This is a genomic window from Candidatus Palauibacter scopulicola (genome assembly GCF_947581915.1).
GTDB classification, from domain to species: domain Bacteria; phylum Gemmatimonadota; class Gemmatimonadetes; order Palauibacterales; family Palauibacteraceae; genus Palauibacter; species Palauibacter scopulicola.
In genome coordinates, this window is record NZ_CANPWG010000074.1 from 26538 (window position 1) to 48317 (window position 21780).

The window sequence follows — 21780 nt, forward strand, 5'->3', positions numbered from 1 at the left end:
GCGCGCCCGTCCTCCGGGACTACCGGGGTCCGGCCTTCACGTGTGGAGAATCGACCTCTCCGCCCGTGGCGAGGCCGGCGGCCGCGCCATCCTGAGTCCGGACGAGCGGGCCCGCGCCGAACGGCTCGTCAACGCGAAGGCGCGCGCCCGGTTCCGCCGCGCCCGCATCGCGCTGCGGCGTCTCCTCTCCGAGTACTTGCGCGTCCCGCCCGGAGAGTTGGCGCTGGAGTACGGAGAGCACGGAAAGCCCCGCCTGGTGTCGGCCCGAGCGGACGACGGGGCCGGCGTCGAGATCCCGTTCTTCTTCAATCTCAGCCACTCGGGCGGCCTCGCGCTCTGCGCGGTGGGCCAGTTCGGCGAGATCGGCGTCGACATCGAACGCATCCGGCCGCTCAGCTACCCGGGGCCGCTCGCCCGCGACCATCTATCCCCCGAAGAATGGCGCCTCCGGTCCGACTGGGAGACGGCGGCGGCCAGGCCGGAGTTCTTCCGCATCTGGGCCCGAAAGGAGGCGATCCTCAAGGCGGCCGGACTCGGCCTGTCGCGTCCGCTGGGCCGCGTCGACACGATTCGCGGCGAACTCGACGGGCGCTCCTGGTGGCTGATGGACCTCTTCCCCGGCGAGGGCTTCACGGGCGCCGTGGCATGCTCCCGGGCACCCGAATCCGTCCGGCAGTGGAGCTGGCCCTCGTAGTTCGTGGGAAAAGCCCTGCCGCGGTTCGAGCGGCAAGGTTGACGATGGTCGATTCGCCCCCCATAGTGCCCCGCGACATCGCGGGTCGTGCCCGACCGCCCGGCGCGGAACCGAACGTACGAACCCCCCTCTCCAGTACGCCCCAAGTGACCCGGAGGTCGCACCATGTCCGACGCCGTTTTTGCGGCACCCAGTGAACATTCCTCGCACGTTCAATACGATGACTACGGGAGCACCGTCGCCTCGGGCGACCGGGACGCGATCCTGAAGCTCTGCGAGGAACTGAACGTCCGTTTCCTTCGTCTCATCTTCATCGACATCAACGGTTTCGCGAAGAACGTCGAGGTCCCGGCGAGCAAGCTCGAAGACGGGTTCGACGCCAAGGTCATGTTCGACGGCTCGTCGATCGCCGGCTACGTCCGCATCGAGGAGAGCGACATGCTCCTCCGGCCGGATCTCGACACGTTCCGGGTCTTGCCGTGGGGGAACCCGGACGCCCGGGTGGCCCAGATGTACTGCGACGTCCGGCGCCCGTACAACAAGCCGTTCGGCGGCTGCCCGCGAGCGGCGCTCAAGCGCGTCGTCGCCAGAGCGGAGTCGATGGGCTACACGATGTACTCCGCCGTCGAGGCCGAATTCTTCCTCTTCAAGACGAACGAGGACGGTAGCTGCAACTTCGTCACGCACGACGATGGGGGGTACTTCGACCTCACGCCGTCGGATCTCGCCGAGCGGGCGCGGCGGGAGATGGTGACCGGCATGGAGGCGATGGGCCTCGATATCGAGGCCGCGCACCACGAGGTCGCCGAAGGCCAGCACGAGATCGACTACAAGTACGCCGAGGCGCTGCGGACGGCCGACGATCTCATGACCTTCAAGTTCATCGTCCGCAACGTCGCGCTCGCGCACGGGCTCCACGCGACGTTCATGCCGAAGCCGATCTTCGGCGCGAACGGCTCGGGCATGCACACGCACCAGTCGCTGTTCAAGGACGGGAAGAACATCTTCCACGACGCGAACGCCGACTACGAGCTGACCGACGTCATGCTCCACTACATCGGCGGCCTCAAGAAGCACGCGCGAGCCATCGCGGCGGTCACCAACCCGATCGTGAACAGCTACAAGCGGCTCGTGCCCGGCTACGAAGCCCCGATCTCCATCGCGTGGTCGCAGCGGAACCGTTCGCCGATGATCCGCATTCCGGAGCAGCGGGGCGTTGGCACGCGGCTCGAGTTCCGCATGCCCGACCCGTCCTGCAACGGCTACCTGGCGACGGCCGTCCAGCTCGCCGCCGGCCTCGACGGCATCGCAAACAAGATCGATCCCGGCCCGCCGCTCGACACGAACGTGTGGCAGCTGTCGGACGAGGAGCGGGCGAGGATCGGGCTCGAGGTGCTGCCGGCCAACCTCGGCGAGGCCGTGGAGGAACTCGAGGCGAACGAAGTCATGAAGGACGCCCTCGGCGACCACATCTTCGAGCAGTTCGTGAGCCGCAAGAAGGCCGAGTGGAGCGACTACGTCGCGTCGGTCTCCGAGTGGGAACTCGAGCAGTACATCAACTACTAGCAGTCCCGGGCAGCCAATCGCCGCTGCCTGAGCCGATCAGCGATCCGGGGGTTCCAGGATCCCCGGGTCGTTGACGGCGTCCACGGCCACGACGAGTCCGGGAAGCCCCACACCGCCGCTCCGGACGTCGACGATCACATTCCGAATCCGGCTCAACCCCACCGCGTTCCGGCGGCGGAAGGATCGCATCGCCTCTTCCGTCGTTGACGCGTCGGCGTGGGCGATGATTTGCGCCGCCATGCGCGAACGCGCCAGTTCGAGTCGCGTGACGAGGATGCGCGCAGCCCTCTGGTCCCACGGATCGTCCGCGGCCAGCGAGTAGATGCGGCCCCGCAGCCACGGAAAGTCGATCTCCTCGGCGAGGCCGAAGTACACGGCGCCGACCTCGCGCGTGCCGGCGCCCGTCTCCCGGATGAGGCTGGCAATCGGCAGCAGTTCGTCCACGTAGCGGAAGGTTGTGAGTCGCGCCGCGCCCTCCGGATCGAGTCCGTCCATCTCGTGCAGCGAGCAAGTGGACTCGAAACGTTCCAGCCGCTCCGCGGTGAGCAGTTCCGGCAGGGCCTCGCGGACGGCCCGCACGGGGTCGTGCAGCCACTCGATCGCCTCGCTGATCGGCTCCGCGGGGTCGGTCCGCTCCAGGAGCCACCGCGTCGCGCGCGTCAAAGCGTCCGCCATCGCGAGGTAGCACTCGTTCTGCGCCCCGCTCCGCATCCGGACATCCGCGACGCGCAGCCGCTCGTACAGATCCTCGGCGTCCGCGATCCGGGACGCGACGTACCAGGTGCGGGCAACGGTCGCGGCGGCGCGGCCGGTCTCCTCCATGAGCCGGATGTGGCTCGTGGCGCCCATGCGGTCCACGTAGCGGTTCGTCAGCAGCATGCTCGATATGTTCGGGCGCAGCCGGTGCTCTTCGAGGTCCGACGTTTCGACCTCCTTCAGCGCCCCGAACGGGAAGTAGTCCTCCACGAGTTCCATCATGGCCGGGTCGCGGGACACGCTCGATTCGGTGAGCGCATGCTTGAGGTGAAGCTTCGAGTAGGCCATCACGGTGGCGAGTTCCGGCCTCGTCAGGTGCGCCCCGAGGTTCTCCCGCTCGATGAGATCCTCCCCCGCCGGCAGGTATTCGAGAGCCGGATCCAGAATCCCCTCCCGCTCGAAGCGCTGGATCACCTCGCGAAACGTCGCGGGGGCGCGCCGTGCCCGGATGTAGTCGAGGCTGATGGCGAGGCTCTGGCTGTACGTGTTGCGGAGGACCTTCCACGCGACCTCGTCCGTACATTCGCGGAGCAGGTCGTTTCGGGCCCCGTAGTCGATCCCGCCGCGCGACAGCGGGGCGCCCAGCAGGATCTTCAGGTTGACCTCGTGGTCGGACATGTCGACCCCGGCGGAGTTGTCCACGGCATCGGTGTTTATGCTGCCCCCGCGGAGCGCGTATTCCACCCGCGCGCCCTGCGTGAAGCCGAGATTGCCGCCCTCCCCCACGACACGCGCCTGAATGGCCGTCGCATCGACCCGCGTGGGATCGCCGCTCGGGTCGCCGACATCGGCGTGACGCTCCGAGCTCGCCTTCACGTACGTGCCGATGCCGCCGTTCCAGAGGAGGTCGACCGGCGCCGACAGGATCGCGCGAATCAACTCGTTTCCGTTCATCTCCTCGCGATCGATGGCGAGGCGCTCGCGGATCTGCGGCGACAGGCGGATCTGCTTCTCCGTACGGTCGTAGACGCCGCCCCCCTCGCTCAGGAGTTCGGCGTCGTAGTCGGCCCACGACGAAGCCGGGAGACCGAACAGCCGCTTCCGTTCCTCCCACGCTGCCTTCGGCTCCGGATTCGGATCGAGGAAGATGTCCCGGTGATCGAAGGCGGCGACGAGCTGGATCTGCTTACTGAGCAGCATCCCGTTGCCGAACACGTCGCCGCTCATGTCCCCGATGCCGACCGCCGTGAAGGGTTCGTTCTCGTAGTCGATGTCCGCTTCCCGGAAGTGGCGCTTCACGCACTCCCACGCGCCGCGGGCCGTGATCCCCTCCTTCTTGTGGTCGTACCCCTGCGATCCGCCGGAGGCGAAGGCGTCATCGAGCCAGAAGCCCGCTTCCGCCGCGAGTTCGTTGGCCGTATCCGAGTTCTTCGCCGTTCCCTTGTCCGCGGCGACGACGAGGTACGGGTCGGGTCCATCGTGGATCACCATCCCCCGGGGTCGCGTCACCTCGCCATCGACGACGTCGTCCGAGACTTCCAGCAGGCCGCGAATGAAGTCCCGGTAGCTGTCCAACCCGGCCGCGAGCCGCGCCTCGCGATCCTCCGGCAGACCCTTCACGATGAAGGCGCCCTTCGCGCCGCCGGGCACGATGACGGCGTTCTTCACCCGCTGCGTCTTCACGAGTCCGAGCACCTCCACCCGGAAATCGCCGTAGCGGTCGCTCCACCTGATCCCGCCGCGCGCCACGTCGTCCATGCGCAGGTGGGCGGCCTCGGTGCGAGGGCCGCGCAGGTAGACCTCGTGTTTCGGCTTCGGCTCCGGAATGAAGTCGACGGAGCGGCTCGAGATCTTGAGCGCGAGAAGCGGCGAACGGCGCAGGTCGCCCCGGTAGTGGTTCGTGCGCACGGTGGCATGGACGAGTTCCATCATCCGCCGCAGCGTCCGGTCGTCCTCGATCCCCCGTACCGAAGCCAGTCCTCGCGTGAACTCGCGCTTCAGACGCCGCATCGCGACGTCCGCCCCCTCCTGCGCCTCCGGATCGAAGCGCACCTCGAAGGCCCGGAAGATGCAGCGTGCGATGTCGGGGTACGCCGTGAGCGGAAACTGGCCGCCCGTGGGAGCGGCAACGGCGCCGATGCGGAACGTGTACCCCGCGTAGGCCCGGAGGACCGATACCTCGCGCCATGTGAGACCGGCCGTCACGATGAGTTCGTTCAGCCGGTCATCTTCCGCCACCCCCGCACGGATCGCCCGCAGCATGTCGCCGATGCGGTCCTGCGCCGCCGCGATGTCGAGGTCGCCGGCACGCCGCGCTTCGGCTTCGAAGGACTGGACGCGCGCCGCGAACGTCTCTTCCGTGGCGTCGGGCGTCTCGTCCTTGAGCTGGATCGTGAAGCGGAGCGAGTCGAGCACCCGGAGCCCCAGGTTCTCGAGCGTGGGGATCACGTCGCTGAGGACGTAGTGGCCCTTCCGGGCGTACAACCGCAGATGATAGTGTCGCCCGTCCGTCTCTCCCGGGGACCGTTTGAGCAGCACCTGGCTCTCGCCCGTCTCGGCCAGCCGGGCGAGACAGGCCACATCCTCGACCGCGGTGTCGATGTCCATCGCCGCCTGGTAGCCGGTCGAGAAACGCACGACATGCGTCGCGAGTTCGTGGCCTCGCGTGGGACCGTGGACGGCATCGAGCGCGTCCTCGAGGCGCTCCTCCCAGGTGCGCACGATCGAGCGGACCTGGGCCTGGACGGCGTCGAGGTCGACCGACCCCACCTCGTCCGGGTCGTGAGCGAGGTAGAAGTGAAGGCGCGCCTGGTCGCCCTGACCCAGCGCGAGATGGTAGTTGAGGAGCGTCCCCCGGTAGGCCTCGATCAGCGCCGCCTGCAGCCGCCTTCGCACCTGCCCCGAGAAATGGGTCCTGGGGAGGATGACGAGGATCTGGACGCCGCGGCCGAGCTGGTCGGGACGCGCCGTGACCCGCACGTCGTCCCCGCCTCCGGTCGCCATCACCGCGTCGATGACCGAGCGGATCTCCTCCACCGAGGCGAGGAACAGTTCCTCCTTCGGCATCGAGTTGAACGTCCCCAGGATGACGTTGTAGTCGTGCGATCCGGGGGGCGCGGCTTCCAGTTGGAGGATCTCGCGCAGCTTGCGGCGCAGGATCGGGATGGAGGAGGCGTCCTGCGAGAACGCCTTCGCGGTGAACAGGCCGAGGAACCGGTGCTCGCCGTACACCGTCCCGTCCGGGCGCAGACGTTTGATCCCCACGTAATCCATGCGGACGTTGCGCCGGATCGGACTCTGGGCGTTGGTCTTGGAGATGATGAGAAGCGGGCCGCCCAGCACGCGGGCACGGAGGTACGCGGGGAGTTCGTCCAGCGGCCGGGGTTCGTGGTACTTCGACGTGTCGTCGTCCCTGAGGATCCCGAGCCCGCTCCCCTCGTCGACGTGGATCCAGTCGCGGCCGGCATCGTCCGTCTCGATGCGGTAGGCGCGATAGCCGAGGAAGACGAACCCGGGGTCCACGAGCCACCGGAGGAGGTCCTGGATCTCCTCGAACTCGGTGCTGCGCCACGGTGTCTCCCGCCGCTTGTCGTCGAGTTCGCCGACGAGCGTCTTCACCCGCTCGATCATGGGGGAGAAGTCCCCGGTGACGGCTCTCACGAGTTCGAGGCGCCGCCGCACTTCGGCTTCCAGCGTGTCCCGGACCTCCGCGTGGTGGGCGTCGTCGAGCACGATGTGGACGACGGACACGCGTGTGCCGTCGGCGGAGTGGTCGCGGATGTCGAGTACACGGCCGGACACGTCCCGGTCCACGACGACGACCGGGTGCAGAAGGAGCGGCAGGTCGAGCCCCGCCGAGTGGAGGTACTCGCGAAGCGTGTCGACGATGAAGGGCCGGTCCTCCATCACCGTCTGGAGCACGCCGCGCGACGGATCGTCCTCGTCCCAGGCGAGTCGGATCGCGATTTCGCCGTCGTCGGCGCCGGCCACGAGGCGATAGAGGGCGGCGACATCGTCGGCCAGCGCGCGGACCGGGCGTCCATCCGCGATGTGGGCATAGCCGCGGCTGAAGAGACGGCGGGATAGACCCCGGACCGCTTCGCCGGGCGCGTCCGGGAGTCGCGATTCGATCTCGCGGATCAGGGGCCCGAGGTCCGACTTCTGCGCAGGCTTGTTTTTCATGCCCGTAGATACCCCATTGTGCCGCACAGGGTCAACGGCAAACGTGCCGGAAGCCGAAGTACGAACCGAAGGCCGCCACCGGCCGGCACCCGACCCATGACGAAATCCTCGACGCGCTGAGTTAGCGGGGCGCGTCCGGGGTGGCGGGCCCGACATTCCCGCGGGAACGTCCAAACCGGATCGAGCGGTTCAACGGATCCGCCCGTAGCGGTCTTCGAGGCGCACCAGGTCGTCCAGTTCCGGCGTGCTCACCTCGAGGATGATGCTGTCTTCGAGCGCCTCCATGCGGTGCACGTTCCCGGGCGGGATCGAGACGACCTCGCCCGGGAGCCACTCGAAGACCGCATCGTTGAGCGTGAAGCGCATGCGCCCGGACTGGAGCAGCATCGTCTCGTGCTTCACGAGATGCTTCTGCAGCGAGAGGATGTGCCCCTTTTCGACTTCGAGAACCTTCCCCGCGTAGCGGTCCGTGTGGGCGTACCACACCTCGCGCCCCCAGGGCTTGTCCACGATGCGGGGCTCCCCGCGGCCCGCCGGTTCCCGTCCCTTCTCATGCCCCTCCATGGCGGGACATGATACACGGGCGGGTCCGGGGCTGCCGAATCAGGGGAGCGATCGGGCCACGCGGAAGCCGTAGTACATGTCCCGGCTGTCGGGGAGATTCCTGGACCGGTTCGCGGAGCGGAGGAACCACGCGCCAATGAACCAGGAACCGCCGCGGAGGACGCGGCGGTCGCAGTCTCCCGACTCCCGGGCGCTTCCATCCGCCGGAGCGCCCGAGTAGCTGTCGTTCCAGCAGTCCTGCGTCCATTCCGACACGTTCCCCAGCACGTCGTACAACCCGAACGCGTTCGGCGCGAACGACCCCACCGGCGCCGTCCCGCCGTACCCGTCGTTGCACGGCGGCTCGCTGCCGGACCCGCGACTGAACCGGAGACCCCTGAACGATCGGGCTCTGGGCCCGCCCCCGGCTCCGTTCGCGTAGCGGCACAGGTCCGATACGTCATTCCCCCAGTGCCGGGCCGTCACCGTTCCGGCCCGCGCCACGTATTCCCACTCCGCCTCGCTCAGGAGCCGGTACGGCTGCCCCGTCAGCCCGGAAAGCCACAACACGTAGGCCTGCGCATCCTCCCAACTCACGTACAGCACCGGACGACGTTCCCGGCCCCAGCGCCGGTCGGCCGGCGTGTAGCGGCACCCTCCCATCTGCACGCACGCGTCCCACTCCGCGAACGTGACCTCGTACACGCCCACCGCGAACGGAGCCCCTATCGTCACCGAATGCTGCGGACCCTCGACGGCTCCGCGGAACTCCTCCGACTCCGGCGAGCCCATCGTGAACGTCCCCGGCGGCACCACGACCATCTCCGGACAGAACGCGCAGTCGCGGAACGTCTCGAACGCCTCGAACATCTCTTCCGGGGGCCGATCCGCCGTTCCGGACGCCGCGCCGTCTCCCACGGCGCCCCAGCTTTCGCGGGCGACGACTTCGTAGCCGCCCCCGTCGTAGTACCTCGCGAAATGGTCGTTGCCGGTCGTCGCGTTCGTCTCGGCCGCCTCCGCGCTCGCCCCGAACCCCACGGCGATACGCTCGAACGCCGAGCCGTCCGGATCCGACGTCGGGGCGAGACGGACCGACGACGTGTAGCCGATGATCGCCACGTGCCGGTCCCCCCGGTTCGACCAGGCACACGAAGCTTCCGCGTGGTCGCCGAGTTCCGAGCGCAGCGCCCGTTCCACGCGCTGCCGGTCTTCGAGCCGGACGCCGACCCGGTAGGCCAGGGCCACGTCGGACCGATAGACCACGGTGATGCCCTCCCAGCCGAACCGGCGGTCGGGATCCGGAGTCCGCGGCGTCGACAGTTCGCTTCCCACGCACACCACCGCCCCCGGCGGGGACGGGGAGGCGTCGGACTGCGCGGCGGCGGGGAGACTCTCGGCGAGGATACCGCCGGCGAGGAGGAGGAGATCCGCTCCCGCGTGCGCCGCGGTGACGGCGGCGAGAGTTCGTCGTGGCCCTTTCATCTCCGGCGCCTCCCCGTACGCGGCGGTGATCAGCCTCCCGCTACATGATACACCCGTGGGGTGCGGCGGGCCGGACCGACGCGGCGGACGGCGCGGGCTCTTGACGCGCAGCGGAGAACCCATGAGCGGCGGATGGGGTACCGTACGGGGTCGCTCCCTCAGAGCCCGGTCGATGTAACTGGGACGCGGGGGTGGCAGCCATCATGCCGAGGAGGGCTCCAATGCGCACCAGCAGATACGCTTTCTTCTTCCTGCCGGCCCTGGTCGTTGCCGGCTGTGGCGATGCCTCGGGGCCGGGCGAGCCCGAATATCTGGAAGTCGTGGAGGTGACCGTCGGCCCCGCGCTGGCCAAGTGTTACGGCGTGGGCGTGCGGACGTGCATGGTGGTCAACGGCGGACTGTTCTACGACGGAATCGAGGGATTCGAGTACGAGGCCGGCTACGACTACCGGCTTCGCATCGGCAAATACGATCCCTGGGGCGGTAGCGAACCGCCGCAGGATGCCGGGCAGTATGCGTACCGTCTGCTGGAGCAGCTGGAGAAGACCCTGGCGCCCTCCACGCCGGCCACGCTTTCGGTAGGTCCGGCACGGGTGGTGTGCGCGCGGAGCGACGACTTCTGCCCGGTGGTGGACGGCGCGCCGTACGACGACATCGTCACCGGCTTCGAGTACGAGGCCGGCTACCACTACGCCCTTGAGGCCGACCGGTACGCCGATGGCCGGTACGTGCTGAGTGAAGTCGTCTCGAGAACGCGGGCGGCGGGCACGGAGGAGGAGATCGCCATCGACCGCCACCGGGTCGAGTGCGACGATGGCTATCCCGGGTACTGCAAGGTCGTCAACGGCGCCCCCTACCGCGGCGAGATCGTGGGCTTCCAGCCCCGGCACGAAGTCGACTACCGCCTGCGCGTCGAGCGGTTCGACATGTTCTCCGACGGCATGACCGGATCACCCGGTGTGCCGGCCTACGGCTACCGCTGGCTCGAAACGCTCGAGGCCACCCCGGGCACCTAGTGTCGCCAGCCGATTGCGCCGCCTTCATCAACGGCAGCCGCCGCCGCGGCCCCAACTCATGGTGGGGGGCGGGTCGCGTCTCAGCGCCTCCAGGTACGCGAAGGGCGTCTCATCCTCACCTTCAACGGCGGGGACCGTCTCGCGGCCCGGGCGGAGTTCGGGGCTCAGGCGCAGCGGGTACACGCCCCCGGCGAGCACGTTGTACGTCGCGCCGTCCTTCTGGAGCGTGCCGTCGATGTAGAGGAAGGGTTCGAGGCGGATCGCGGCGCGGCATTCCCGGTACACCTCGGGCCTCACGATCGCGTTGACGGGCCCGAATTCGTCCTCCATGAGGATGAAGATGTAGCCGTTGGCCGTGTGCGGGCGCTGGCGGGCCACGACGATTCCGGCCACCCGCACGTCGCTCCGGTTCGGAAGATCGGGGAAGCGGGACGAGGAGACGGTGCGCTCGGGGAGGTGGTCGCCCACGAGCGCGAACGGGTGGTGCTGTGAGGCGGCGAAGGAGAGGAGGCGGTACTCCGCGATCAGCTTCTCCATGTCGTGCGTGCCCGCGAAGCGGAGATCCGCGTAGGGATCGCCGAGCGAGAGTTCGATCTGGCCCTGGTCCGAGCGGCCGGCGCCTCGGCGGCCCCGTACGGGGGGCGGCGCGTCTCCGCCCAGCCCCGCGGCGCCCGTCGCCAGTTCGCGGCGGCGGCGTTCCGTTTCCGTCTCGGCCTCCGGACCCAGCCAGAGCCCCGTCTGCCACAGCAGGTCGCGGCGTTCGATCCCCAGCGAGTCGAGCCCGCCGACCCAGATCAGGTTCTCGATCGCGGCCCGCTTGAGCGCGGCCGGGGTGCGGCGCAGGAAGTCGGGCAGCGACGCGAACGGCCCGTCCCTCCCGCGCTCGGCCACGACGAGTTCGGCCGCCTCCGCCCCCCAGTCGCGGACCATGCCGAGGCCGATGCGGACATCGCCCTCTTCGGCGGTGCAGGCGACCTCGCTGACGTTCAGGTCCGGAAGCCGGACGCCGACCCCGTGCCGGCGCGCATCGCGCCCGATCGCGTCGAGCGAGTAGAAACCCATCGGCTGGTTGTTGAAGAGCCCGACGTAGTACTCGGGCGGGTAGCGGTCGCGGAGCCAGGCGGACTGGTAGGCGAGGAGCCCGAACGCCACCGCGTGCGACTTCGGGAACCCGAACTCCGAGAACGCGACGACCTGTTCGAACACTTTCTTCGCGGTGGGGCCGTCGACCCCCTTCGCCGCCGCACCGTCCCGGAACGCGGTCCAGTACCCCAGCAGCGCCTCGCGCGAGCGCTTGCGGCTCATGGCGCGCCGCAGCCCCTCGGCCTGGCCGTCGCTGAAGCCCGCGAGCGCCCGGCACACCTGCAGCACCTGGTCCTGGAAGATGATCACGCCCAGAGTCTCGCCGAGCGCCTCCTCGAGCAGGGGGTGGTCGTAGGGGACGACGTAGTCCGGGTCGTTGCGCAGCTTCTCGCGTCGCCGGACGTAGGGGTTCACCGCCCCGCCGACGATCGGGCCCGGCCGCACGATCGCGACCTGGACCGCGAGGTCGGCCAGGTTCCGGGGCCGCACCCGCCGCAGCATCTGGATCTGCGCGCGGCTCTCGACCTGGAACAGCCCCACCGTGTCTCCCGAACAGATGCGGTCGTAGATCCCCTCATCCTCGTAGTCGATGCGGGAGAGATCGGGGACCTCGCCGTGGCGCAGATGAATCGTCTCCACCGCTTCCTCGACGAGCGACAGCATCCCGAGCGCGAGGAAGTCGATCTTGATGAAGCGCGCGTCGTCGCAGGAGTCCTTGTCCCACTGGCAGAGGACGCGCCCCTCCCACGCGGCGGGCTCGAGCGGGACGATCTCCACCAGCGGCCGGCTCGAGATGATCATCCCGCCCACGTGCTGGGAGATGTGCCGCGGGAGCCCCCTGATCTCCCCGGCCAGTTCGGCGAAGACCCGCCAGATGCGCGAGTTGGCGCGCGCTTCGAGGCCGGGGATGCGCTCGAGTTCGGCCATGAACCCGTCCTCTCCCGGCTCGGCGAGTTTGGCCAGCTTCTCCACGTCGCCGGCAGGCAGGCTGAGCGCCTTGCCCAGTTCGCGCACGATCGAGCGCGTGCGGTAGGTGGGAAAGGTGCACACGAGCCCGACGTGGTCGTACCCGTAGCGCTCGTAGACGGCGAGGATCAGTTCTTCCCGGATATCGCGCGCAAAGTCGATGTCGATGTCCGGGACGCTCTCCATGGCGTCGTTCAGGAACCGGCCGAGGAAGAGGTTCGTCCGTACCGGGTCGACGTGGGAGAGTCCGATCAGGTAGCAGATGATGGAGGAGACCGAGGATCCGCGTCCGCGCCCCGGCGGAAGCAGTTGGCGCGGCATCGAATCGCCCCGCACGCGGTGCGCGACCTCCCGGGCCAGTTCGAGGATGTCGTGATAGACGAGGAAGAACCCGGCCAGGTCGTGCCGGTCGACGAGCGCGAGTTCGGAGGCGAGCCGCTCCTCGGCTTCGCGGCGGTATCTGCTGCCGGGGGGATAGCGGATCTCGAACGCCCCGCGGCAGGCGTGGTGCAGGACGCGCATGGCGGGGGCGAAGCCGCTTCCCCTGAAGTCGGGGAAGCGGTAGCCGAGGTCGGCGGTGAGATCGAACGCCCGGCAGCGCTCGGCGATCGCGCGCGTGTTGCGGAGCGCGTCGGGCCGCGACGCGAAGCGCCACGCCATCTCGCGGGGCGAGGCGAGGTGGAAGCAGGCGTTGGGGCGGCGGAGCTCGTGCGAGTCGTCGACCGTCGTCCGGTTCCGGATCGCGACCATGACGTCCTGGAGACGGTGCCGGTCGGCGACGTGGTAGTGGACGTTGCCCGTGGCCACGACCGGGATGCGGAGCCGGTCGGCCAGCGCGCCCAGCGCCCGTCCGCGCGCGAGGTCGCCGTGGACCGCGTTGTTCTGGAGCTCGACGAACAGGTTGCCGGGGCCGAAGGCGTCGCGCAGGCGGGCGGCCAGCCGCTCGGCCTCGTCCGTCCCCCGTTCGAGCGCCGCGAGGAGGGGGCTCCGGCGGCACCCCGTGAGGAGGATGAGCCCCTCGGGCCGCTCGAGGAGCGCGGCGAGGTCGAGCCGGGGCTCCCTTCGCGGACTCTCCATATGCGCCTGTGTGATGAGCCGGCACAGGTTCGCGTACCCCGCCGCGTTCTCCGCCAGCACCGTAACGTGGCAGTCGCCCGTTTCCGCCCCCCGTTCCGTTGGCGCGCGGCCTCCGGACGTTCCCGCGGGAACGTCTCCGGCGGCGGCAAACGGCGAGGCGAGGGTGAGTTCGGCACCGGTGATCGGCTGCAGCCCGTGGGCGCGGGCGAATTGCGCGAACTCCATCGAGCCGTACAGCCCGTCGTGGTCGGTGAGCGCGAGCGCGGGATAGCCCAGTTCGAGCGCCCGCGCCGCGAGTTCCTCGGGCCGCGACGCTCCATCGAGGAAGGAGTAGGCCGAGTGCGCGTGCAGTTCGACGTAGTCGGCCACCGGCGGCTACTCCGGCTGCAGGAACCAGCGATCCAGCATCAGATCGTGGTACGCGGTGAGGTGGGCGCCGTTCTCGAGCACGATCGAGAAGTAGGCGCGCGAGATCGGTTCCCTCCACCACTCGTCATCGATCCGCCACTGGTCGGCCACGTCGCCGATTCGGCGCCAGCGCCCCCGGATCTCGAGGCTCACGGGCACCCCGGCGCCGCCGAGCCGGACCCGCACCGGACGCGGCCGGTTGAGCGGGCGCAGCTTCCCCGCGGGCGGCTTCGGCCCCCGCGATTTCGGCGCCGCACCGGGGCTCGCCACGCCCGCTACGCGATCTCCATGAGCGCGTGCCGGCGCTCGGGGATTCGGGAGTTCGGCTCCAGTTCGAGCACCCGGAACAGCGCGGCGCCGCCCAGCCGCAACCGCAGCAGGCGCGCCGCGCGGCGGAACGCGGGCAGGAGTTCGCCATCCTTCGTCTCCAGCGAACCGAGGACGCGGGCCGCGCCCTCCTTCGGGTCGAAGAGCCCCGTCTGCGCGCTCGCCGGGCCGAAGCGGAAGAGTTCGAGCCGCAGCGTCTCGACCGCGCGGCGGGGCCGGTCGAGCGCGATCCGCGAGCGCAGGAACGCCCCGAGCCGTTCGGGCTCGCTCGTGGGTTCCCGGGCAACCGCGCGAATCGACCAGGAGCCGCCATCCTCGAGGCTCGCAGACACCCTGAGGCCGCGGACGCTCTTGCCTCGCCGCCGCGGATGCTCGAGCGCGCGAGCGATGAGCCGGTCGAGCGCGGCGTGCAGCAGTTCGAGCTGTCCGATCGGGCTCGGGAAGTCGAGCGCGACGCGAATCGGCCGGGCCGGCGCCTCCGGCCGCACATGGTCGATGCGCGTCCCCCGCGCCCAGGCGAGCGCCCGGCGCCCATCGGCCCCGAACTGCGACACGAGCGCCGGCTCGGGCATGCGCACGAGCTGCCCGAGCCGCCGGACCCCGAGCCGCTTCAGCCGCCCGGCCATGCGCGGCGACACCGGCAGCACATCGACCGGCTGCGGCGCCAGAAACGCGGCCAGGTCGACCGCCGCCACGCAGACGGCCGCGCCCGGCCGATCGGAACCCGCCGGGCAGGCGGGCTCCGCGGCCCGCGCCGCGACCCAGGCCGCGAACTTTCCCGGCGCGCAGCCGATCCGCGCGCTCGACGCGAGCCACGGCGACAGCGCTTCGAGCCGCGCCCGAAGTCCCGCGACCTGCCGCCCGGGGGGGCCGTACAGGCGTTCGAGCCCATCGACCCCCACGAACATCCGGCCCCGCTCGGTCGACCGCTCGACGATCGGACTCCACCGGCGGAGGACTTCCAGAACCCGGTCGCGCGCCGCGTCGTGAAAATCCGGATCCGGCTCGCAGAGGACGAGCGAGGGACAGAGCGCGATCGCCTGCGAGACGATCATCCCCGGCTCGACCCCGAAGGAGGCCGCGAGCGCGCACCCCATCTCGATGCGGCGGCGGTCCCCCAGCGTGGGCAGCGCGAGCGGCCGGTCCGCGAGCGACGGCGTCCGGACCCGCTCCAGTTCCAGTTCGAATCCCGGCCACCAGAGGCAGAGCGCCATCCGGCTCCCGCGACCTGCGTCCATGCGACCTTTCCAAACCCGAAGAAAACCGAATAAAAACCGAAAATCGGACCGGCCAATCTAGGCGGTTCGAAACGGGATGCAAGAGCCCCGGGATGCGTCGCCGACAGGGTCAACGCCGGATACTTTCGACTCATGAACCGGGAGTCCGACACGGGAGAGGCGCTCGCGCCGAGGAGCTGGGCCGCGTTCGTGGCGCGGATCATCCTCGGCCTCATCTTCTTCATGGCCGGGTTCTGGAAAGTGTTCGAACTCGGAGCCGTCCAGCACGCGCGGGGCCTGTTCGTGGAGGCCTACGCCGACACGTTCCTCCCCGCCTGGTCGCTGTGGGCCGCCGGGGTCGCGATCCCGTTCATCGAACTGGCCTGCGGGGCGCTGATGCTGGTGGGCTGGCGGCGCCGGATCGCCGCCCTGGGGCTGGGCGGGGTCCTCATCCTCGTCACCTTCGGACACCTGCTCGCCGAACCGCTCTACGTCTTCAGCGCGCACGTCATCCCGCGCACGCTCCTGCTCGTCATCGTCCTCATCCTGTTCGATGACGACCGCCTCAGCCTGGACGCCCGACTCGCCCGCCGCACCGCCCCACGCTGACCGCCTTCGCCCCGTTGATACGGCGTTGACACGACGCAACACCGTGGGACATGATCAGGCTCCGGAGACACCCGAAGAAGGACATCGAAAAGGCAAAGAATGGCCATCCATAGCTTTACGTTGATCGTCGAGGCCGAATCGGTCGATGGTCTCCGGGTGGTTCGGATTGCAGACCCCGACCTGGTGTCGATGTCGGAAATTGCCGCCCGGATCGGGCGCTCGCGCGAGTGCGTCCGGCTGTGGGTGAACGGAAAGCGCGGACCGGGCGGATTCCCGGCACCCCTCAACAACCCTCACGACCGGTATCGGTTCTGGCGCTGGTCCGACGTGGAAGGCTGGTTGAGGGGAGTCCTCGGAGGCGAACCGTGGTCAGCCGAGGATCACCTGCGGGCCGCGATCAACGCGGCCCTCGAACTGCGCCACCACTTCCGCCAACTCGATCCGCAGGACCGCCCCGACCTGCGCGCCTTGGTCAGCCCCGCCCTCGCTGGCTGACACACCCCTTCTCCACAAGGAACCAAACCGCCACTCGCCGGTCTTATCCCCCGGACTTCATCGAGGAATGACATGACCGGAACCATGCGGAGCACGAGAAGAATCCGTAACACGCTCGCGTCAGCTACGGTCGCGGGGTTCGTGGATTCCTTCCCTTACCGTTTCTCCTACTACAGCTACGTCTTCCAGGGAGCGATGACCGCGGATGGTCGCATCGTTCGTCCCACCCGGCGAAGACAAGGCTTCGAGGTCTACGACCTGAACATGGAGCCTGTGGCGTCGTTTTCGGAGCCGGACGATGGGAGCAGGGCGATCTCGGCCCGGGAGGCGGCACAGCAACGGGACCGAGGCGGGCCTTCCGGCTTCGCCTGGCAGTCCGGTGACGGGCGCAGTTCCGGCTTCATGAGCGTCCCCTACTCTCCGCGCAGTGTCCGGTACTACGACCGCGAGGGGACGGTCTGGGTCGGGGTGCACGAGGCGGACCCGGCAGGCTATCGCTTCAGGCGGCAACACCTGGCCGGAGACACAACGCTGATCGTCGAGGCCCGGAAGCCTCACATCCCTGTCTCGCGTGCAGAGCGCGACGCCGCGATCGAGAGGATCCGGGAGCAACTACGCGAGCGGGGCGCGGACACCGACCGCGATTGGTCGAAGATCCCCGACGTCAAGCCCTCGATCGCCAACCTCTTCACCTCGGACGAAGGCAACATCTGGGTCCGGACCCCCTCGGCGAGCGGAGATCCGGCCTGGGACGTTTTTGCGGCGGACGGCGCCTACGTCGGGACGGTGACCTCCACGGAGCTCAATGCCCTGCCCTTCATGCCACCCATCGTCCGCGGTGACGAGTTCTGGGCCATCGTCACCGACGCGTTCGATGTCCAGCACGTGGTGCGCGCGAGGATCACGCCCTCCGGCTGAGGCAACCTCCCCCGCCGCGATTCTCGGCGGCGTGCCGCGTCAGGGCGGGCCGACGGTGACCTCGCGGGCGCCCGGAGTGATCTCGACGCGTTCGACGGCGCCTCCGGGCCACCGGACCTCGATCGCCACGGGATCGCCCGAGAGGCCGAGGATCTGCACGGGGTCGTCGTGGGAGCCGGTCCCGGATCCGGCCCTCACTTCGCGCGCGGGGCCGAGGCCGTCGGCGTACACCACGCGCAGGACGGCTCCGATTCCGTGGCGGTTCTCCGCCGTCCCGGCGACACGGACCCGCAGGCCGGGCGACGTTCCGGCGCCGCGAAACAGTCGTGCCGCGCCTCCGTTGATCCCGAGCACGAAATCGAGGCGGCCGTCGCCGTCGATGTCCGCGGCCGCGGCGCCGCGCTGGTCTCCGTAGGCGGCGACCCCCGACTCCTGTCCCGGGACCGGGCGGAACCCGCCGCGCCCGTCGCCCTCGAGCCACAGCCCCCGCCCCGCGTCGTAGCGCGGCGTGTCTTCGTCCGTGGCGAAGAAGTTCTGGGACAGGAACAGGTCCTCGCGGCCGTCTCCGTTGGCGTCCGCCACCAGGACGCCCAGCGAAGGGGCCTGCTGCGCCTCGCGCGGGAGCGGCGCCGCCTCGAAGCGGTCGCCCCGGTTCAGGAACACCATGTGCCGCAGTTCCGCCGCCTCCAGCCGACCCTCCGGCCACGCGCCCAGCGCCTCGCCGACATCCGCCTCGGCGTAGGCCGCGCGCGTTGGCACGCGTCCGCCCACCGGCGGGATGTGCTCGGCGAGCCGGCCCAGCGCACCCAGAGGCGCGGACGCGCCGAGCCGTTCGTCCCGCTGCGCCTCCACGAGGTCGAGGGTTCCGTTGCGGTCCACGTCGCCAAAATGGAGTTCGAGCGGGGTCCCGGGCGTCGGGCGGTATTCGGTGTTGTCCCCCCAGGAGACCGCCACCAGGTCCGGGCGCCCATCGCCGTCGAAGTCGCCCGCGGATACGGCGTTCCAGCGCCCGCGGTGCTCGCTCAGTCCCACATCTTCCGTGACGTCGGAGAACCGCCCCCGGTCGTTCCGGAGCAGCCGCACGGGGCCCCACTCGATGGAGAGCGCGAGGTCCGGGTCGCCGTCCAGGTCGTAGTCCGTGAACACGGCGCCGGTCACCATGCCCAGCCTCCCGAAGACCGCCGCGTCCCGCCGGTCCTCCTCGAAGCCGCCGCCCGGACGGCCCCGGAACACCCGGGAGGGCCCGGCGAGCGGGTAGCCGCCCGGCACGACCCGCGCGCCCGCGAAGAGATCGAGCCGTCCGTCAAGGTCGTAGTCGGCGGCGGCCAGCGGGCCCACCGACCCCGCTGAACCTGGCGCCACGCCGCGGTTGAGGGGGGTCAGCGCCACGCCCGTCATCGCGTCCCCTGGCCACTCCGCAGACACGACGGCCGGCACCTGCGCCACCTCGGCCGGCGGCGCCTCGTAGCTGGACAGCCCGAGCAGCACCCTCGCCGTGTCCCCCGCGGGGAGCGGGATCACCGCGGTCTGGTCCACCGGCGCCCGCGGCCCGGCCAGCGTCACGCGGACGAGCGTGCCCCCGTCGTTCCGGAACAGCACCGGCGCCGCGCCGGCGCCCGAGCCCAGCAGCAGGTCTGGGTCCCCGTCGCCGTCCAGGTCGTGCCACGCCACGCTCGGCCCCATGCGGGACAGGCGCAGCGGGAGGAGCGGCTGCCGCGCCACCTCGGCGAACGGCGGCTCGTCGTGGATCGGCCCGAAACGCTCGTCCAGCTCGAACCACGGTGCCGCGACCGGGGAGGGTGGCGGAGCGACGGCCCCAACGCCGGACGCCTCCACCTCCAACACCTCGTACAGCCGGTCCGCGCCGTCCACGCGCACCACCGACCGCCCCCCGCCGCGCCAATCCACGCCCAGCGTGCCCTGGGCGGCGTCTCCCATGGCGAACGAGACGAGCGCCTCCGAACCCGAGAGATATCCGCCGCCCGCCGCGACCTCCTTCGTCTGGCGCGGCAGACCCTCGACTTCGAGCCACACCGTGGCCCCGACTCCGGCCGTGTTCGGCGCCTCTCCCCGCAGGCGGACCGCCAGCCGGGGCGCCGCGGCGTCGTTGCGCAGCAGCAGGGCCGGGCGGTCGAGCCGGTTCACGACCGCGTCCAGGTCTCCGTCCCCGTCGAAATCCGCCAGCGCCGCCCCGTGCGACACATCCGGCTCCGGCGCCACGCCCCACGCCCGCCCCACCTCCTCGAACCCGGCCCCGCCCCGGTTCCGGAACGCCACGTTGTACAGCGGCAGCGGCCGGTACAGGAGGGTGGACTCGCGCTCGCCCGAGAGGCCGGCCTCGCGGATCGAGATCTGCGTGTCCGCGTCCATCAGGTCCCGGATGTGGCCGTTCGGGATGAGGAGGTCCTCGAACCCGTCCAGGTCCACGTCGAGGAAGAGCGCCGACCACGACCACCCGGACGCCTCGACCCCCGCCTGGCGCCCGACCTCCGCCCAGGTGCCGTCCCCGCGGCTGGCCAGCAGCGTGTTGCGGTTCACCTGCTGCGCCCCGGCGGCCTCGCCGGGCGGCGTGTGCTCCACGCGCGACACCGGGTCCTGCGTCTTCCTCGACCGCGAGTCGCGGGCCAGCATGTCGAGCACGAACACGTCCGCGTCCCCGTCCCGGTCGACGTCCGAGAAGTCCACCGCCATCGAGGAGGCGCTCGTCGTGGGCAGCGCGTGGGGCGGCGGCGGGCGGAAGGTCCCGTCCCCCCGGTTGATCCACAGCCGGTCGGGGCTGTGCAGGTCGTTCGCGACGTAGAGGTCCGGGTCCCCGTCGGCGTCCAGATCCCCGAACCGGGCCGCCAGCCCCCATTCGGTCGGGGCGGCTTCCAGCGGCGCGCCGTCGGCGTCGAGGAAGGCGCCGGAGGAGAACGGCACGTGCCGGAAGCCGCCGCCTGCGCCGCCCGCGCCCGCGTTGAACTCGTTCAGGTAGAGTTCGTCGGCCTCCCCCCTCTCGAGCCGCACCACGCCGTCCGCCCGCCACGCCAGTTCGTAGTGGCCGGCGAAGCGCTCCACGACCTCGAACTCCCGCCCCGCGCGTCGCACCGTGTTCGGGAAGGCGACCTCGTCCCCGGGAAAGAGATCGAGGACGGAGCGGCTCTTGTAGCGCGTGAGGTAGAGGTCGAGATCCCCGTCCCCGTCGATGTCGGCCAGCGCGCTCGACATCCCCCCGCGCGAGTCCAGCAGTCCCGCTTCGGGCGCCTCCGTGAAACGCCCCGCCCCATCGTTCAGGAAGAGGGACTTCGGGCCCTCGATGGAGGTGAGAAGGAGGTCGAGGTCACCGTCTCCGTCCACGTCCACGAAGGTGGCGCCGGTCGAGAAACGGTCCCCCGCGGCGACCCCGCTCTCCGCCGCCGCCTCACGGAACCGCCAGTCCCCGAGGTTGATGTAGAGGGCGTTCGGGCCCTCGAGGCGGGCCAGGTAGAGGTCGGGCCGGCCATCCCCGTTCACGTCGCCCGCCGCAACCCCCGAGCCGTTCCCCCGCATCTGGTTCTCGAGGAAGCTCGCGTCCGAGAGCGCGTTGCCGAAGTCGAGCCCGGACCAGGTGGGCGGCACCGCGGTGAACCCGGCGCCGCCGCCCTCCACTGCGAGGGGCCGCCAGCGGGCGCCCGGTACTTCCGTCCACGCCTCGGGCTGCGCGGGCGCGGAGAAGTCCGCCGGGCCGCAGGCTACCGAAGCCGTCAGCAGCAGGCAGGCCGCGGCCGACGGCGCGCTGGAGGCGCAACGGCCGGCGACCCGCGGCCCGGCGGCCCGAGACGGGTGCGACGCGGACTTTCGCCGCGAGCTGCCGGGGCGGGTCATGAAGCGGGGGCGACGCTCAGAATCCGGAGAGGATGGCATCCGCACGGCCGACGAGGGCCCGGTTCAGGGACAGCCACGCCTCCACCGTCGCGGGATCCGCCCAGCCGGAGACGGCCGCCGCCGCGAGCCCCGAGCCTTCCGGCCAGGGACGCCCCTCGACGAACTCAAGCACGTCCTCGAAGGCGGAGAACACGGTCGGGTCCACCTCGGCCCCGATCGAGGCGAGACGTTCGGAGACCGCTCTCCACTCCGCCCGCGTCGCCGCGTCCGCCGCCAACTGGGGCAGGCGCACGGCGCCAGCCAGCGAGCCGCCCAGCGGATCGCCCGAGCCCGCCGACGCGCCCGGCACGATCCACGTCACGATCTGTCCCTCGAGCCCGAAGCGCCGGAACTCCTGCAAGCGGTAGAAGAGCGCGAGCGCGAGTTCGCGCTGCAGTCGAGCCGATTCGTCCGCCTCCCGCGTCAACCGCCCGAGCCGCTCGTCCTGCCGCGCCGCCATGCTCGCCAGCAGGTCCGCGGCCTCGCCGTCCGCTCCTGAAGCCGCACCGCGCCCTCCGCCGAGTGCGATCCCGGCGGCGCCGCCCACGACGAGACCCGCAAGCAGACCCGCCACCGCAGCCGGAACCGGCTTCACCGGCATGCCGCTTCCCGCATTCTC

The 21780-nt window shown here is 70.4% G+C and carries 14 protein-coding genes; 6 read left to right on the plus strand and 8 right to left on the minus strand.

What is annotated here, in order from left to right:
- The first annotated feature begins 40 nt into the window (after positions 1–40).
- Both RN743_RS15635 and glnA read left to right on the plus strand, forming a co-directional pair.
- Positions 41–694, plus strand: coding sequence for a 4'-phosphopantetheinyl transferase superfamily protein (locus RN743_RS15635; protein WP_310781211.1), 654 nt, complete (start codon positions 41–43; stop codon positions 692–694).
- A gap of 165 nt (positions 695–859) precedes the next feature.
- Positions 860–2260, plus strand: coding sequence for a type I glutamate--ammonia ligase (gene glnA, locus RN743_RS15640; protein WP_310781213.1), 1401 nt, complete (start codon positions 860–862; stop codon positions 2258–2260).
- 36 nt (positions 2261–2296) lie between these two features.
- Here the strand turns inward: glnA and RN743_RS15645 are convergent, their stop codons facing one another.
- The 3 genes from RN743_RS15645 to RN743_RS15655 form a co-directional block, all read right to left on the minus strand.
- Complete coding sequence (locus RN743_RS15645) at positions 2297–7138, minus strand: NAD-glutamate dehydrogenase domain-containing protein (RefSeq protein ID WP_310781214.1); 4842 nt, start codon at positions 7136–7138, stop codon at positions 2297–2299.
- A 189-nt stretch (positions 7139–7327) separates the two neighbouring features.
- A complete protein-coding gene (locus RN743_RS15650; protein ID WP_343219056.1) occupies positions 7328–7702 on the minus strand; it encodes a cupin in 375 nt (124 codons plus the stop codon).
- 39 nt (positions 7703–7741) lie between these two features.
- Positions 7742–9163 (minus strand): formylglycine-generating enzyme family protein, encoded by a 1422-nt coding sequence (locus tag RN743_RS15655; protein WP_310781218.1) that lies wholly within the window; start codon positions 9161–9163, stop codon positions 7742–7744.
- 221 nt (positions 9164–9384) lie between these two features.
- Between RN743_RS15655 and RN743_RS15660 the strand changes: the two genes are divergently transcribed.
- Positions 9385–10179, plus strand: a complete 795-nt coding sequence (locus tag RN743_RS15660; protein ID WP_310781220.1) for a DUF4377 domain-containing protein — start codon at positions 9385–9387, stop codon at positions 10177–10179.
- Between the two features lie 27 nt (positions 10180–10206).
- Here the strand turns inward: RN743_RS15660 and dnaE are convergent, their stop codons facing one another.
- From dnaE to RN743_RS15675, 3 genes are read right to left on the minus strand one after another with little or no spacing between them, the layout of a single operon-like run.
- A complete protein-coding gene (dnaE, locus tag RN743_RS15665) occupies positions 10207–13674 on the minus strand; it encodes a DNA polymerase III subunit alpha (protein ID WP_310781222.1) in 3468 nt (1155 codons plus the stop codon).
- A 6-nt stretch (positions 13675–13680) separates the two neighbouring features.
- Positions 13681–13983 carry a hypothetical protein gene (locus tag RN743_RS15670; RefSeq protein WP_310781224.1) on the minus strand — a complete coding sequence of 101 codons (303 nt, stop codon included), beginning with the start codon at positions 13981–13983 and terminating at the stop codon, positions 13681–13683.
- 5 nt (positions 13984–13988) lie between these two features.
- The gene (locus tag RN743_RS15675; RefSeq protein ID WP_310781226.1) at positions 13989–15278 is read right to left on the minus strand and encodes a DNA polymerase Y family protein; all 1290 of its coding nucleotides are present in this window, start codon (positions 15276–15278) and stop codon (positions 13989–13991) included.
- A gap of 132 nt (positions 15279–15410) precedes the next feature.
- Between RN743_RS15675 and RN743_RS15680 the strand changes: the two genes are divergently transcribed.
- The 3 genes from RN743_RS15680 to RN743_RS15690 all read left to right on the plus strand — a co-directional run bounded on the left by RN743_RS15680 (position 15411) and on the right by RN743_RS15690 (position 17279).
- Positions 15411–15866: a DoxX family protein gene (locus tag RN743_RS15680; RefSeq protein WP_310781228.1), complete on the plus strand. Its 456-nt coding sequence runs from the start codon at positions 15411–15413 to the stop codon at positions 15864–15866.
- A 99-nt stretch (positions 15867–15965) separates the two neighbouring features.
- Positions 15966–16361 (plus strand): hypothetical protein, encoded by a 396-nt coding sequence (locus RN743_RS15685; RefSeq protein WP_310781230.1) that lies wholly within the window; start codon positions 15966–15968, stop codon positions 16359–16361.
- 72 nt (positions 16362–16433) lie between these two features.
- Positions 16434–17279 (plus strand): hypothetical protein, encoded by an 846-nt coding sequence (locus tag RN743_RS15690; protein ID WP_310781232.1) that lies wholly within the window; start codon positions 16434–16436, stop codon positions 17277–17279.
- 39 nt (positions 17280–17318) lie between these two features.
- Here RN743_RS15690 and RN743_RS15695 read toward each other — a convergent pair whose 3' ends face one another.
- Positions 17319–21122 (minus strand): FG-GAP-like repeat-containing protein, encoded by a 3804-nt coding sequence (locus tag RN743_RS15695; RefSeq protein WP_310781234.1) that lies wholly within the window; start codon positions 21120–21122, stop codon positions 17319–17321.
- A gap of 16 nt (positions 21123–21138) precedes the next feature.
- Complete coding sequence (locus RN743_RS15700; RefSeq protein WP_310781236.1) at positions 21139–21762, minus strand: hypothetical protein; 624 nt, start codon at positions 21760–21762, stop codon at positions 21139–21141.
- Positions 21763–21780: the final 18 nt, after the last annotated feature.